The organism is Paenibacillus rigui (assembly GCF_002234615.1).
Classification (GTDB): domain Bacteria; phylum Bacillota; class Bacilli; order Paenibacillales; family NBRC-103111; genus Paenibacillus_S; species Paenibacillus_S rigui.
Window position 1 is genome coordinate 17558 of the sequence record NZ_NMQW01000053.1, and the last position, 14501, is coordinate 32058.

The 14501-nt window shown below is 45.5% G+C and carries 16 protein-coding genes; 9 read left to right on the forward strand and 7 right to left on the reverse strand.

The window, feature by feature from the left end:
* Positions 1-311: 311 nt before the first annotated feature.
* The 4 genes from CF651_RS28195 to CF651_RS28210 form a co-directional block, all read right to left on the reverse strand.
* A complete protein-coding gene (locus CF651_RS28195) occupies positions 312-647 on the reverse strand; it encodes a hypothetical protein (protein ID WP_094018200.1) in 336 nt (111 codons plus the stop codon).
* A 115-nt stretch (positions 648-762) separates the two neighbouring features.
* Positions 763-990 carry an FtsX-like permease family protein gene (locus tag CF651_RS28200; RefSeq protein WP_179233030.1) on the reverse strand — a complete coding sequence of 76 codons (228 nt, stop codon included), beginning with the start codon at positions 988-990 and terminating at the stop codon, positions 763-765.
* A 307-nt stretch (positions 991-1297) separates the two neighbouring features.
* Positions 1298-2284, reverse strand: coding sequence for an alpha/beta hydrolase (locus CF651_RS28205; protein ID WP_245856190.1), 987 nt, complete (start codon positions 2282-2284; stop codon positions 1298-1300).
* 38 nt (positions 2285-2322) lie between these two features.
* A complete protein-coding gene (locus tag CF651_RS28210; protein ID WP_094018201.1) occupies positions 2323-3216 on the reverse strand; it encodes an MBL fold metallo-hydrolase in 894 nt (297 codons plus the stop codon).
* 344 nt (positions 3217-3560) lie between these two features.
* Between CF651_RS28210 and CF651_RS28215 the strand changes: the two genes are divergently transcribed.
* On the forward strand, positions 3561-4103 hold the full coding sequence (locus tag CF651_RS28215) for a helix-turn-helix domain-containing protein (RefSeq protein WP_094018202.1): 543 nt from the start codon (positions 3561-3563) through the stop codon (positions 4101-4103).
* 387 nt (positions 4104-4490) lie between these two features.
* Complete coding sequence (locus CF651_RS28220) at positions 4491-6161, forward strand: histidine kinase N-terminal 7TM domain-containing diguanylate cyclase (RefSeq protein WP_094018203.1); 1671 nt, start codon at positions 4491-4493, stop codon at positions 6159-6161.
* A 334-nt stretch (positions 6162-6495) separates the two neighbouring features.
* Here CF651_RS28220 and CF651_RS28225 read toward each other — a convergent pair whose 3' ends face one another.
* Positions 6496-6879, reverse strand: a complete 384-nt coding sequence (locus CF651_RS28225) for a RidA family protein (RefSeq protein WP_094018204.1) — start codon at positions 6877-6879, stop codon at positions 6496-6498.
* A gap of 106 nt (positions 6880-6985) precedes the next feature.
* On the opposite strand from CF651_RS28225, the gene CF651_RS28230 reads away from it, so the two are divergent.
* From CF651_RS28230 to CF651_RS28260, 7 genes are all read left to right on the forward strand, one after another.
* Positions 6986-7327: a winged helix-turn-helix transcriptional regulator gene (locus CF651_RS28230; protein ID WP_094018205.1), complete on the forward strand. Its 342-nt coding sequence runs from the start codon at positions 6986-6988 to the stop codon at positions 7325-7327.
* Positions 7328-7535: 208 nt separating this feature from the next.
* Complete coding sequence (locus CF651_RS28235; RefSeq protein WP_094018206.1) at positions 7536-7865, forward strand: ArsR/SmtB family transcription factor; 330 nt, start codon at positions 7536-7538, stop codon at positions 7863-7865.
* Positions 7862-8281, forward strand: a complete 420-nt coding sequence (locus CF651_RS28240; RefSeq protein WP_094018207.1) for an SRPBCC family protein — start codon at positions 7862-7864, stop codon at positions 8279-8281. Before CF651_RS28235 ends, CF651_RS28240 begins: the two co-directional genes overlap by 4 nt.
* A 73-nt stretch (positions 8282-8354) precedes the next feature.
* A complete protein-coding gene (locus CF651_RS28245; RefSeq protein ID WP_094018208.1) occupies positions 8355-8816 on the forward strand; it encodes a phage tail protein in 462 nt (153 codons plus the stop codon).
* 146 nt (positions 8817-8962) lie between these two features.
* Entirely contained in the window at positions 8963-9304 is a 342-nt protein-coding gene (locus tag CF651_RS28250; protein WP_094018209.1) for a Na-translocating system protein MpsC family protein, read from the forward strand.
* A gap of 279 nt (positions 9305-9583) precedes the next feature.
* Positions 9584-10567 carry an aromatic ring-hydroxylating oxygenase subunit alpha gene (locus tag CF651_RS28255; RefSeq protein WP_094018210.1) on the forward strand — a complete coding sequence of 328 codons (984 nt, stop codon included), beginning with the start codon at positions 9584-9586 and terminating at the stop codon, positions 10565-10567.
* Between the two features lie 65 nt (positions 10568-10632).
* Positions 10633-11652, forward strand: coding sequence for an ABC transporter substrate-binding protein (locus tag CF651_RS28260; protein ID WP_179233032.1), 1020 nt, complete (start codon positions 10633-10635; stop codon positions 11650-11652).
* 123 nt (positions 11653-11775) lie between these two features.
* Here the strand turns inward: CF651_RS28260 and CF651_RS28265 are convergent, their stop codons facing one another.
* Positions 11776-12519: a LytR/AlgR family response regulator transcription factor gene (locus CF651_RS28265; RefSeq protein ID WP_094018212.1), complete on the reverse strand. Its 744-nt coding sequence runs from the start codon at positions 12517-12519 to the stop codon at positions 11776-11778.
* 18 nt (positions 12520-12537) lie between these two features.
* Complete coding sequence (locus tag CF651_RS28270) at positions 12538-14208, reverse strand: LytS/YhcK type 5TM receptor domain-containing protein (RefSeq protein ID WP_094018213.1); 1671 nt, start codon at positions 14206-14208, stop codon at positions 12538-12540.
* Positions 14209-14501 lie beyond the last annotated feature (293 nt).

Sequence of the window (14501 nt, forward strand, 5' to 3'; positions counted from 1 at the left end):
CAGCGGCCCTCCACATCATCGAATTCTTGCGAACTTCCAGATGAGTGAAAATAAGTGCCGTGGGCGTGTAGGCCGTTGATCAGTGCTTAGTAGCTTTCTCCTCCTCTCCCTCGACAATTTTCGTAGGATATGCTGTAAAATGACAAGATACGTCAAGTTTATACAGCACACGTCATCATTTTATTGCATCGATCTATACAAAATCTAAACAACCACTCAACAAGTGTGAAACTCATTTCTTCTACATCGTCAAGAAGCGATTGAGCGATGTCAGTCTTTCTAAAAGCTGAACGAAAAACAAAGAAGATTGCTTAACCTGCCTGCTTATCGAGGTGGTTGGCAATCTTCTTGACGTTCTCGTATCTAATTGAAAAGGACGTTTCCAATTGTGCATCGGGTCCCGATCCCTGATCTTCCTCCCCATGCACATGCAAATATTGCTCGCCATCCTGCGACAAAATCGTAACGTGTCCGATAGCGCCTAAATAAGGCTGCAGATCGGTGATCGGTTCAGCCGTTTGATCGTCGTGGAACGAAAAGGTTAGAGTCAGCTGCTGGTTGACCGCAAGCTGACCAAAGGAAAGCTTTACCCTTTTCCTGTCAAAGACTTTATCCAGGCTTGCATCCGGGACTGCCGGCATAGGCATCGCGCTATCTCCTTCGATGTTAAAGCTTGAAACCAGGCTTACGCCTATACCGAATAATCCAATGCCCAGAAGAATGATCTAGGATACGCCAAACTGATAGCTTAGTGAATGAATCTCAAGTAACCTTGAAGTGATATAGATCAGCTGAATTCCAAAGATACAGCCAACCAGGCTGGCTGCGATCCCAATGCCCGAAGCCTTCCAGCACGATCATTCCGACCACTTGCCGGTGTGTGATCCCAACCGCCCGCATCATCCCGATCTCGCGGATCCGCTCCATAATATTGAACAGCAGCGTATTCGTAATTCCCAAACCGGAAATTACAATCGATGTTTGGGTCACACCGATTGGTGCCAATCCAAAAAATAAAGGTTGTTGCAATAACCTTCATATCTGACTGTAGATATAGGGATGAATCATGCTTATTCATTCGCGGCTCTTTATTTTAATTTCGTAAAATTTGTTATTATCGAGGATATCGGCGCGCCAAATACAAAGGAGCCAAGCATGAACAGGCCGCTTAGCTCCTTTTTCATTTCAAATATTAACTTTTTTCAATGGTACGATCTGTCTCACTCTTCTATAAATAGTTACTTATGAGACAGCCTCTTCTTGAATTCGAGGAGTGTTATTTCATACTCTAGTAGAATTACTTCGCGGGACTGTATTCCTCATCAAGAAACTGCTGCACAACCTGGAAGACCTGAAGTCTGTTCTTCTCAAGCATGACCATATGCGTTCCTTCTCCGATTTCGGCCCAACGTTTATAAGGAGCTTCTGTTATTTCAGAAAATAACTCCTTTGCCGAATCGATCGGAACATCGACATCCCATTCTGCGTGAACCAAGAGGACAGGAACCATTATATCTTTAGGCTCATAGAACTTTTTCCCTAAAGCCCAATATTCTCTGACATCTTGTATCGGACCATTAGTAGCCTGAATACTTGGAGGTGTGCGCGTCTGACTCGAGGGGTCGGAAGCAATCGTCGCGTCCACCCACTTCTCGAACCAACCTTCCGGAAGGAGGCCATCCCTCTTATCCTCCGGAGCACCGTTTAACCATCTTGCCTTCATATGTCCGGCTGGAACGTGACGGTATGATCCAATCGGACCACCGGGATCGAGTGGAATTGGCCTCGAGCTCACCCATTGGGGTGCTACCAGCACAAGCTTATTCACATTGTTATTATTCTTGCTGGTGTATGCCCCTGCCACTGTTCCGCCCCAGGACATCCCGAACACATTGATCTTGGACAAATTGTTCCGTTTCAATATAAAATCAACCGCAGTACCAAAATCTCGAACACCCGTTTCAGTTCGAACAAGCGGAGGATTGTGATCAGAATGCTGTTCCATCTCGGGCGGGCGGGTCGATCCACCATATCCGCGCACATTTACCGCATATACATCATAGCCTTGGCTGGCAATGAAATCCAAGAAGCTAAAGCCGTCGAGTTCGACATCGAATAAACTTTCGAATGGATAGGTTGCACCGTGAACCATCAATATCGTCCGTTCTGCAGAAAAGCTTTCACTGGAATTCAAGCGTTTATTCCTGACCAGCAGTTCAATGCCCGGAGTATCGCTGGCAATCTTAAAATCCTCCGTCACAATGTTTCCATTAGTTAACTTCATGGTTATGTTCCTCATGTTTCACCTGCCAGTTCTCCTCATTACTCATAGCGCCACTTGAAGCCGTCTCCATCCCGACTCACATAACCTGCCGAACTGCCAGGAAAATGCGTGCCGAGATAAAGGACGTTGCGATCCGCTGCGTAGGCAAGCGCCCAAAGGCGCGATTCACGTGCTTGTTCGTCGATTTCGCAGAAACAGGAGTTCCATTCTGGACGATATACCTGGATCGGATGATGCATAACATCGGAGGCGAAGAAAGCCTCTTCCCCACGTGATGTCACACTAATCGACATTTGACCGATACTATGGCCCGGTGATGGAATGAACTTGATTCCTTCAAGATATTCTCCGCCCTCGGGGCCGATGTATTCGGCTAATCCCGCTTGAATAATCGGAAGAACACTTTCCTCGAAGGCATTTATACTCGGATTATTTGCTTCGTTATTAGTACCCAGACTATCGTAGTAGTTTTCCTCCGTTTTCGGAAAAACGTATTTGGCATTCGGGAAAGTTGGAACCCATTTGCCGTCAACCAGTTTTGTGTTCCAACCGACATGATCATAGTGGAGATGCGTCAGTAAAACGTAATCCACGTCCTCAGGGGCTACACCAGCTTCTTTCAACCATTGGATATAGGGCAGCTGGAGATTGGCCAGACCGGTACTAGCGGGCAGGTTTTTATCATTTCCTATAGCCGTGTCTATCAAAATCGTATGCTTGGGAGTTTTTACAATCCAAGTTCCGATCGTAATGATGACATGCTCTAGATCCTCTTCCATACTTCCTTGAACTAACCAGTCTTTATGCTGTTCCAAAATGGACGGATCCCAATCGGGAATTAAGCCCTTCGCGGTAAATCCGTTTGTTTCCAATTCGTTTAAGCGTCTGATTGTGACGTCCCCTACCTTATAGATCTTTGAACCCAGTGCCATAATTGTTTCCCCTCCACTATTATCTATTATCAAATATTATCTCTACGCAGGTAGAGACATGCAGCACGTTCTTCTCCTTAGAGCGAAAATTACGCTAACAACGAATATTACATTTATCATATCTGAGAATTTTCGTCATTTGACTGAAGACAATGCTTGCTAGCCCGGGATCTAGCGTTGCATCAACCTTGATATAAATACTAATGTAATCATGGTCACAGATCAACGTTTTTAGAACGTAATTAAATATCCGGTTCAAACGCTTGTAAAAGCACAATATTTTACATACAATAAGGTTAAAATTTCGCTGTCAGCGTAAAAGAAGTAAAGGAGAGAAAATTAATATGAATTCAATAGGTGATTCCATCCGCAAAGCAAGAAAAAAGCAAAAGTTAACTCTCCGTGATGTGTCCGAAGCAGCCTCAATCTCGTTGTCGTTTCTCAGCGAGATTGAGCGGGATAAGGCCAATCCCTCCATGAGCGTACTAAAACGGATCGGTAATGCATTGCAAATTAATTTCAGGGATTTACTAGCAAACGATGAACGAAGCCTTGTCGTAAGAAAAAACGAACGAAATCCTCTCGTTCAATCCGAAGGCTCTAGGATTTCCTGGTATGCGCTTAGTCAGGGAAACAGCAACAAGATGGGCCCGCTCTGGGGGGTACTTGAAGAAGGTGGCGCTTCTGGGGAGATCGGAGTGGGTCACAGTGAAGGGGAAGAATTTACTTTTGTAGTTTCAGGGAAATTGGAAATTTATATCGGCAATGATCGTTATGTTCTAGAAGAAGGAGATAGCATCTACTATGATGCTACCATCCCTCATCGCTATAAAAATATCTGGAAGGGTGAAACCATACTGCTTTCCGTCTCGACGCCCCCGTTCTGATTAAGTTAAGCGCAAATTTCGTCTTTAGAGTGATACGCTGCTTAGAAAGCGACTCTTCCGCCAATATAGCCAGACGTCCGGCGGTGCCTCCAAATTAGAAAGGGGCCTTAGCCTTGTCTATACACATTACCGCATATTTAAGCTCGCCGCGGCGAATTTAAAGGCAGGGGAAACCTTTCTGGTTAGCGGAGCCACCGGCATCACGATGTAATCGTTTCAACGCAACTCAACCTTTCAGGCTCGTTATACTTAGAAAAAAACCATTCTGGGTTGGGGTATTCCCTATAGTCAACATAGATTAATAACTGTAGAATTAAGAGGAGGTGGGTCTGAAGTAGCACAAACTGGGCAGGCTGAATTGACTACATAAACGTTAAGTGGTGAAATATGGGGATATCAACCTGGTTGGATCTTGTCTTATTATTCCTTTTGTTTGTATTATTTGCCTATGTATTTGTGACTGTTACCATAACCAACTTGCATAAGGCTTATTTCGCGTTCCACTTTTTGATGATGCTGTGGCCGCTCTGCCAGTTTGCGATTCAGACGGCGGCCAATCCGTCGCTGCAGCTATTTTATCTGAACATTGCGTTTGTGGGTTGTTCGCTGATCGGCATCGGGTGGCTTGTATTTACGTTGTTCCTGATCGGGAGATCGGACATGCTGCGGAGTAAAATAATGACGATCCTGTGTGTGCCTGCGCTATTGGCTGCCCTTGGCGTAGTTGTCAATCCGTACGGCATATTCGTCCAACCCATACACGGGGGTTACATCCAACGAGCGTATGGGCCGCTATTTTGGTTTATCATAACCATCTTGTTGGCCTATCTGTTCATTTCGGTCTATCTGATGCTGCAAACGATAGCGTCAGCAAGATCACCCCGTATTCAAAGTCAGGTCCGGCTTGTAGTCAAAGGGATTATGGTGTTGATTGTATGTGCGTTATCGGACATTTTGCTCAATGTGGTGTTAGCCCCATGGTTGCCGGTCATTCCGGGATTGACTTCAGGCGGTATTCTCCTCTCGGATATCATCTTTATCATTGCCATTTGCCGTGATAAAGTCTTGGATCTCATTACCATTGCGCATCAGAAGGTGATCGATACGATCGGTCGGGGCATCCTAGTGCTGGATGAGAATGAGACCATCGTTGAAATCAACCAGTCGATGCGTGCTTATGTCGATCTGCAGCTTGGTGATCGCTTCGAGATCGCAACCTTCCTTTCCCGGAGCCGCTCGGAAAGTGATAAGGAGTCATTTTTACAATTTTATCGGCGTCGGATGCTAGAGAGTGTGGAAATAGAAATTACGCTGGATACAAGCGACCGGTGTCATGGCATCCTTCATGCAGCTCCTATCATGGTGAACAGTATTTGGATAGGCCGTACGATCATGTTTCAGGATGTAAGCGAGCTGCGCCAGTTAGTGGAAGAGAAGAAGCGTCAGAATATCATTTTGCAGGAACGGAATCAAGAGTTGCTTATGATACAAGAGGAGCTTTATCAAACCAACCGAAAGCTCGAACAGCAAGTGATCACGGACAGCTTGACCGGTTGTTACAACCGGCATTATTTGACACGACAGTTGGAGCATGAAGTCGTTGAGCATGTAAGGTCCAACACTCCATTTTCCATTATTCTGTTGGACATAGACTACTTTAAACAAGTCAACGACCGTTATGGACATTTGGCAGGCGATGAGGTCATTTGCAGTACTGTGGAGACGATCAGGCGCAATCTGAGAAAGACTGACATTCTGGCTCGGTACGGCGGGGAAGAATTTATTATTTATTTGCCAGGTACGAATCGATCTCAGGCTGCGATGTTAGCAGAGCAGGTGAAAGCCGCTGTCGAATCGAGTAAGGTGAGTATTCCCAATGAAGCCCAGCTTTTATCAATCACGATCAGCTTGGGGCTGCTGACGATCGATACATTTGCGGATAAAGTCTTGGAAAATGCAAGAGGTTATTTGACCGAATTGTTTAAAAAGGTGGACGAGGCTTTATATCAGGCAAAGGAAGAGGGGCGCAACCGGATCGTCAGTAGAGCGCCGGATTAATTTACATATATGACGTAAATATGTCTTTTATATGCCAGTTGGATGTTTCAAATTTGTATGGGTTAGTCGAAACTTGCTGAATGTGGCATGCCGTAAAGGATCCGATTCATATCATCTTGCCAGCTCCTGCCTGCACTACTGGGCCGGAGCTATTTGATGTTCAGTGTGTCCTGAAGAATGGGGACAACATCAACGTGACCGGCTTTGGTGCTGTTTCAATTGAAAGTCCCCTGACTCTTGAGGGATATTGAACTATATTGAACTCGAACTATCATTAGCGGCCGCGCCTATCCGAAGCCCGGCCGCCTCTGTTGTCCCGGTCGCGGTGGCCGAGTTAGTCCGTATGTGCGACCGCGCTTATTTCAATCAATTGCTCAGGGGACGCAAGATATGTCACGCCGATGAGACTGCCGGCTGGCCGGTGCTGCCCCACGTATTCCTTGAACTGCCGGATGACCGGCTCAGTATGTTCTTGAGCGTTTGTCAAATAGATCTCCACATAAGCGAGGTTCGACCTCGTGGCATCAAATTCCGCCAGCACGCGGTCGAGGTTTTCCAGCGTTTGCCGGGTCTGTGCCTCTATATCGCCTACGCCCACGAACGCGCCCTCCGCGTCGTGTGCGAATTGCCCCGAAATGTAGATAGTTCCGTTTACGGAATAACCCTGGGTGATGCCGTGATCCCAAAGATCGTGATTGTAGCTCTTAATAGTAGTCATTTTTTTCTCTCCTTTACTTAAAGTAAGGTTAGTATAGAATGAAAGCATATAAAAGAATAGTACGCACTTTATTGATAGGTACTACCAGAAAGGATAGTGTAAAAATATGAGTATGGCTGAATACAAAGGTAAAGTTAAGAAGATTCAAGATACACCTTTTGGTTATACATTGTCAGTCATTGGCGGTAAGTGGAAAATGGTTATCATTTACCTCCTGGCAGAAAACCAACCGGTTCGCTTCAATGATCTGAAAAGACAGATAGGAGCTATTACTTATAAGACATTGAGTTCACAGCTTAAGGAATTGGAAGCGGATGGTATGGTGAACCGGAAGGAGTATCCACAAGTTCCCCCTAAAGTCGAGTACAGTCTCACAAATAAAGCGGAAACACTATTACCCGTGTTGGAAGAGCTATGTGAATGGGGAGTAAAAAATCAAAATAAATAAATTAAATCGCATCAAGGGGATTAGAGTAAGTACGGAGGAACAGGAAAATGTAGGTGTTCAGGAACGATGCTTTTTTTATAATTTCGCGATATTTTTATGCAGAGGTTAATAACGATGTTGACACGACACCGATAGGTGTCATATAATAAAAGCGACACCATATAGTGTTGAATAGGGTATAACAGGGAAATACTTAGGGGATGGTGTTGTGAGCGAGAAAAACCAGCTGCGGGACGTGTTTGACGCCATTGCAGATCCGACTAGGCGCCGACTCATACGTCTGTTATCAGAGGCAAAGGAGATACCGTTACATGAATTAGCGATACAGTTTCAGATGGGTCGTACAGCGGTATCCAAACATTTGACCATCCTTAAAGAGGCAGGACTGGTACTTGACCGCAAAGTCGGCAGGGAAACACTATTTAGACTCAATGCTGCTCCGCTTAGAGAAATTCAAGATTGGGTAGCCTTCTACAGCAAGTTCTGGAACGCGAATTTAACACGCTTGAACCAACTATTAGAGGAGGAAGAAGAATGAGCTTGATGTTAACTTTGGATTTTCAGTATACAACAACGATGGAGAAGCTTTGGTCTGCTTTGACCGATTCAAGCAAGCTGGCCAAGTGGGTGGCCAACATCCATACCGGTGAGGCGATGGAAAACGATTTTAAGCCTGTCGTAGGACACCGTTTTCAGTTCCGTACGCAGCCAAACGAATGGTGGGATGGCATTATCGAGGGGGAAGTGCTTATCGTAGAAGCGCCGAACCGGTTGTCTTATACGTGGGTTAGCGGAGGGGAACAGCACACGATTACATGGACGCTGCAGCAAATAGGGAACGGACAAGTTAATCTTCATCTCGAACAAACGGGGCTCTCCAACGATCAGGCGCTCAATGGAGCCAAGTATGGCTGGAGTACATGGTGTGGCAATCTTGAACAGGTCGTGGCTTAGTCCCGATAGGGAGGAAAAAACGGCAGTGCCTTTGTAGGGTAAAGAGGTGTTCAAAAGACAGGGAGGAATGAAAATGTCGTATATTGTTGATTTTAAAAATGTATCTGTGGTTGGTTTAGAGTCTTCACCCGTTGCAGAAGCGCTAGCTGGTTTACGTGCTAATGAAGCGCGTTATTTTATGAACAAATATAAGCATCAATTTACAGTTGTGCCAGCAAGTGAAAGTCAGGAGACCCTTGATTATGTAAACCGAGTATTGAAAGAGCGTAATATTGAGTTTGCGGCCAAGCCTTTAGAAACATCGCGTTTTCAAGTGGAGAATATTAAATTTGCCTACGTATTTTATGAGGATGGGCTTGCGATCAATGTCATGTATACGGTGGATGACCCTAAGAAGCGGGCCGTTGGCTTTAAGCTTTCCGAGGGGATGGAGGTACCGCAGGAGCTAGAGGGGAAGTTTAAGTTTGCTAGGCAGAAGTCTGCATTAGCTGGAACGATTCGGGGCTCGTTTTTTGTAATTAAAGGGGAATATTAAGATAGATGTGGGCTTATTTTATGTTAGTTAAGTTAACATCAATTTGCTTTTTATAAGCCCTTGGAACAGATAAATGACATATAAGTTGACATCGCCGCCTGGCGTATGTTATTGTGACTAAAAGGTAGTGAGAAGGTGACCACCCTATGGATCTGTCCTTTAAAAAGCAGCTCTTTATCCTCTACAACGAAATTAATAAAGAAATTTATAGTATGGGTGTACAGAGTCAGAAGATCTACAGCATTGAGAATCAAGTTCTGATTTTGGCTAAAATAAGCCGTTCCCCCCTATTTTCGATGTTAGGTGAAGAAGAGCGAGGACTTGTCTCATCCCTGGACGCCGTGTTAACGTCGAAGTTTAAGCAGCGGTTAAAAGAAAAGTTAGAATCGACGTTTGATCTAAAGGTAACTGCCTTGTTTAAAGACTATGATCCAGGTACGGAGTCTTCCAGTACCGTCATTTGTTTTGATCGATTGGTAGCGAAATAATATCGTTTGTTGAAAAAGCGAAGCGTTCGTTTTTTTCAGCAACCATTTCACTTCGGACGCTTAGCATCCGTTTTACGGAGGGTAAGAGCCGTAGTATTTAGAAGAGTGATCTTCTATTACTACGGCTCTTTTCTGTTTATATAGGCTTCATTTGCAAAGGAGGAGGGCTGGTGAAAAATATGCATACTGGACTCATTCAATATTGATAGGAGTTAGGCGCCGGTATTTATGGGTGAAACGATGAAACGATTGAGAAAGCGAAAGTGAGGGGGAAAATGAATGAAGCATATGATGGAGATGGATCCTGTGCTCGCCAATGAGTGGTTTGTAGTCATGAAAAGCGAAGAGCTGCGCGAGGACCCCAAGCAAGTTGTGATCATGGGAGAAAGGGTGGTCGTTTTTCGCACCCGGAAGGGCATTTATGCTTTTAAGGATCTCTGCATTCATCGGGGTTGCGCTCTTTCCATAGGCAAAGTAGCCGACGATAATATCGTCTGTCCCTACCATGGATGGAAGTTTAACTCGCAAGGTCAATGTGTTGATATTCCGGCTCAAAAGAAAGGAACGCCCATCCCGCTAAAGGCCAAGGCTATTAAGTATTTGTGTGAAGAAAAGTATGGATTGGTCTGGGTTTGCATAGGGGATCCGCAATATCCGATTCCGAAGTTCGATGAGTTTTCTAAAGAGGGCTATATAAGTTATGTCAATGGCCCTTTCAAGATTAAATCGAGCGGGCCGAGAATCATCGAAAATTTTCTGGATTTTACCCACCTGATGTGGGTTCATCAAGGGATTTTAAGTGAGACTCATTACTCTGAAGTACCGGGTTATCAGGTTCGTGAGATCGAGGGGCAGCTGATAACAGATGAGGTCGTGATTTACGAATATGAGAGTCCTCCTTCGAGGGAGATTGTTCCCGTAACCTATGTAAAAATCGCCATGCGGCCATTAATCGGTTTTTTAAGAAAAAGTACGCCTTCCGGTGAAAAAAATTGCATTATGCTGGCAGCTTTCCCGTTAGATCATGAAACGTCGATTGTCTATAAAATCCATGCTCAAAATTTTAACCTGCAAATGGATGTCTCCCAAATCAGTCCGGCGAACGATATTGTGATGCAGCAAGATATCGTGATCCTGGAAAACGTAAAGCCCGAGGAGCTGCCGCTCGATTTACAGGTTGAACTGAGCCTGAAATCGGATCAAATGTCTATCGCCTATCGCAAGTGGCTGTTAGCGCTTGGTGTTACCATGGGAACGGCTTGATGGGGTCGGAGTTGGCTCGAGAGGAGTTCGAGAAGTGCAAAAACATTTTAATTGGGGGGAAATGTATGCGTAAATCAGTGGGTATCCTTTGTTTAATTTTCGTGCTTTTTATAGTCAATGGCTGTGGAGCTTCAAGTGATAAAAGGGTAACCGGTAGTCTTGATCACAAGGCACCGGCAGTGGCAAATGAAACCAAGAAGCCTGTTCAACTTACGCAGGTGACAAGCTTTTTCCCTGGTCCGGATTTTGCCGGCATTTACGCTGCCAAAAAGAAAAACATTTATGAAAAAGCGGGTTTGGATGTAACGGTTCAACCCGGAGGTCCTGAAGTTTCAGCGGTGCAAGTGGTTGCGTCCGGTAAAGCGCAAATTGGCATTGCACAAGCTTATGACGTGCTGTTGGCTAGAGATCAGGGCACTCCGCTTGTTGCGATTTTTACTACCTATCAGCATAGTCCGCGTGTATTAGTGTTTCATAAAGGACAGCCGATCAAAGGCTTTGGCGACCTGAATGGGCGGGAGGCGTATATTGGACCGGGTCAAGTCTATTGGGATTACCTGACTAAGAAGTATGCCTTGGACAAAGTGAAAATGTTGAAATATACGGGTTCGTTGGCCAATTTCGCCTATTCCAAAGAAGCTGTTGTGCAAGGATTTTTGATGAACGAGCCTATCGAATTGAAGCTCCAAAGCATGGAAACGGATTATTTGTTAGTTTCAGACTCGGGATTTGACCCGTATTCCAATGTTCTTTTTACAACAGAAAAATATTTAAAGGATAATCCGGAAACCGTACAAAACTATTTGAAAGCTACCATCGAGGGTTGGAACTACTACTATGCAAATACGGAAGAAATCAATGCATACTTGAAAGAGCTGAATCCGGGAGCGTCATTAGAACGCATGAAGTTAGCCGTAGAGCCTATGAAGGACTTGATCTATGGCGGCGATGCCGCTGGTAAAGGGATGGGATACATGAGTAAGCAGCGATGGGAGGAGCTAAGGGATCAATTGCTTGATCTGGGGATTATTAAGAAGAAAGAAAACATCGAGGATGCATTTACAGTCAAGCATCTTCCTAAGTAAATGACATACACATGATGATTGATGAAAGAGCGTTAACCTTCGGGTTAGCGCCCTTTTTCTGTAGGGGTATGGTGAACTATATTATAGCCCGGAAGCAGCCTCAGTCTTCAAACCACGCTGCCCTTACAAATTCATTATGCTGCGAAACGCTTTCATTTTCCCCCTGCTTATGGGGATCTCCGTCTGGTTGCTGTCGTTCATTTTGACCAAATAGGTGTGGTTGAACCAGGGGATGATTTCCTTGATCTGTTTCACATTCACCATATAATTTCGGTGGCTTCTGAAAAAGGCGTGGGAGCCCTTCAAAATATGTTCCAATTCATTCATGGATAGATCGCTTTTGTCGATGCTGTCGCTGGTAGCGATAAATAAATCTTTGTCTCGCACAAAGGCAAACAAAATGTCCTGTATATGGACTGGAATTAGCTTGGTCTGTCTCCGGATACAGATGTGCTCTCCCTGGAACGGTACCGCCGCGGCATAGTTTAGATGATCTGGCTTGTGAAGCAGTGTCATAACTTTCTGAATCGCCTCGTCAAGCTTTGATTCCTCAATCGGCTTTGTCAAATAGCCAACGGCCGGTGTGGCAAATGCCTCCAGCGCATGCTCGTGAAAAGCGGTGGAAAAGATAATGAGTGGAGGCTTGGACACCTGGTTCAACTGACGGGCAAACTCCAGACCGCTCATGCCGGGCATGTGAATATCAAGAAACAATAAATCAGGCTCGGATTGAATGACATCGGTCAGGGCTTTTATTGCATTGAAATGAATGGCAGTGACTTCGATCTCAACATATTTCTTTAGCAAGAATTCCAATTCGGAACAAATAGCCGGCTCATCGTCGACAATCATCGTTTTCAACAACACGGCGATTTCACATCCTGATCAAATATTGGATAAAGGAGCTAACAAGGATACGGTCGTTCCCAAGCCAGGCTTGCTTGCGATCGTGAGGCCGTATTGCTTGCCATAAATCGATTGCAGCCTTTGATGGACGTTGGAGATACCGATTCCTTCCGAGTGGCGGCTCAAGATGTCGGTCAGCCGATCTTCACTCATGCCAACCCCGTTGTCTTCAATGCTAATGCTCACTTCGTTGCCAAACGGTTCGATTCGAATCGTAAGCCGGCAATCGTGAAGGCTAGGAAATAAACCATGGTGAATAGCGTTTTCAACAAGGGGCTGCAGGATTAAAATGGGTACCTGTCGTCCCAGCAAAGATGGATCAATCTCCATATCCACCTCGAGTCGGTTGGCAAATCTGATTTTTTCGATCTCCAAATAAGAGCGAATGCCATCCAGTTCTTCCTGTAAGCTATGGAAGTTCCCTTTATGCTGTAGATTGCGCCGGAAAATGTCGCTTAGATTGCCAATCAGATTGCGGGCCAGCCCCGGGTCTGTCCGGCAATAGGACTTGATGGTTCCCAGCGTGTTGAACAGAAAATGGGGATTGATTTGCGCCTGCAGCGCATTCAGTTCCGCTTGCTGCCGCATTTTGGTCTGGCGCTCGATCTCCGCCAGCTCCATTTGGACCGATAACAGATCGGCCAGACCGTCCAGCAATTTCAGGTTCGTCCGGGACGCTTTGGCGGAGCATCTTTTTAAGTAAAACTGCAACGTGCCAATCGGTTCGTTGTTGTGGTATAAAGGCGCTCCGACGACCGATTTTAGACGAAGCGAGTCGGGAATGACAACAGGCTTGTCTCGTTTAATGATCTGCTTCTCAGCAAGAACGGCTTCCGCTACCTCGGCGCAAAGCTTTTCTTTGTCCTTGTACAGTTCCAGGCCGTGGCCTTTGGCGCTCAGCAATTTGCTATATTCGGTAATGGCAACAGCATCCACCTTGGCTATTTCATGAATGATTTCGGCCGTTCTGGCCGCCGATTGTTCATTCAGCCCTGCCCGCAGATGGGGCAATGTCCGGCTTGCAATCGTTAGCGCGAGATTGGCACCTGAAGCTCCGGATTCGTCTTGCACGAATTTCAAATTCCAAAACACAAGAGTGAACATCAACAGACCTGCGATGGTAACGATCGTGGTTGGAATCACGATTTTCATTTCCAGCTCGATTGCCGCGGATAAAGGTCTGGCCAGCAGCAGAACCATTCCTTTTTGGATCAGCTCGGCTGTTATGCCAACGAGTACAATATGTTGCCACTTTAAACGGGATAGATTTCTCTTTGTGCTGACGAAGCCGCCCAAAAGACCTGCTGTCACTGTCGAGATGGCGCAGGCCAAGGCGGTAAATCCGCCCATGGAATAGCGGTGGATGCCCCCAATGAGGCCGGTCAATAAACCGACGACAGGTCCTCCGATCAGCCCTCCCATGACGGCTCCCACAATTCGCGTATTGGCGATGGCATCGTGAATCCGAATTCCTTGCTCGGTTCCCAGCACGGAAAGGAAGCCGAACAGCGCAGAGAGGATGATTATGCGCCTCCAGCCGTTTTTCCCATACACCATATTTCGAAAGTAGTCCAGCTGACCCAGGATGAGGGAGATGGCCGCAATTTCGGATATATTTTCAAAAAGTCTGAAAAGCATGGTAAACGACATGAAACTCCACCCCTTATGTAAAGGGTATTTCGATTCGGCACATTAGTCAATGTAACTTGGATGGGAATAAGGCAATTCAGATGCCATTTATGCACGTTCAGGACAAACTGTTGGAGACAACGCGGCAAAACGTTCTACAATAAATGTTGTCTAAAGGAATTGAATCCAATCGCAGAAGGGAATGGAAACGCTTTCTAATTTAATAATTGTTCTTCTCATTGGGAATAAGAAACAAAAGGACAGGATTTCATTTGCAAGCGATTTCGATATCTTTATTGCGCTAAGATCGGGAT

Coding starts and splice junctions, on each gene's coding strand:
- CF651_RS28270 (WP_094018213.1), bottom strand. CDS start 14,208: ATGTCGTTTACCATGCTTTTCAGACTTTTTGAAAATATATCCGAAATT.
- CF651_RS28250 (WP_094018209.1), top strand. CDS start 8,963: ATGGATCTGTCCTTTAAAAAGCAGCTCTTTATCCTCTACAACGAAATT.
- CF651_RS28215 (WP_094018202.1), top strand. CDS start 3,561: ATGAATTCAATAGGTGATTCCATCCGCAAAGCAAGAAAAAAGCAAAAG.
- CF651_RS28195 (WP_094018200.1), bottom strand. CDS start 647: ATGCCTATGCCGGCAGTCCCGGATGCAAGCCTGGATAAAGTCTTTGAC.
- CF651_RS28210 (WP_094018201.1), bottom strand. CDS start 3,216: ATGGCACTGGGTTCAAAGATCTATAAGGTAGGGGACGTCACAATCAGA.
- CF651_RS28255 (WP_094018210.1), top strand. CDS start 9,584: ATGAAGCATATGATGGAGATGGATCCTGTGCTCGCCAATGAGTGGTTT.
- CF651_RS28220 (WP_094018203.1), top strand. CDS start 4,491: ATGGGGATATCAACCTGGTTGGATCTTGTCTTATTATTCCTTTTGTTT.
- CF651_RS28230 (WP_094018205.1), top strand. CDS start 6,986: ATGAGTATGGCTGAATACAAAGGTAAAGTTAAGAAGATTCAAGATACA.
- CF651_RS28260 (WP_179233032.1), top strand. CDS start 10,633: ATGCGTAAATCAGTGGGTATCCTTTGTTTAATTTTCGTGCTTTTTATA.
- CF651_RS28205 (WP_245856190.1), bottom strand. CDS start 2,284: ATGAAGTTAACTAATGGAAACATTGTGACGGAGGATTTTAAGATTGCC.
- CF651_RS28225 (WP_094018204.1), bottom strand. CDS start 6,879: ATGACTACTATTAAGAGCTACAATCACGATCTTTGGGATCACGGCATC.
- CF651_RS28240 (WP_094018207.1), top strand. CDS start 7,862: ATGAGCTTGATGTTAACTTTGGATTTTCAGTATACAACAACGATGGAG.
- CF651_RS28245 (WP_094018208.1), top strand. CDS start 8,355: ATGTCGTATATTGTTGATTTTAAAAATGTATCTGTGGTTGGTTTAGAG.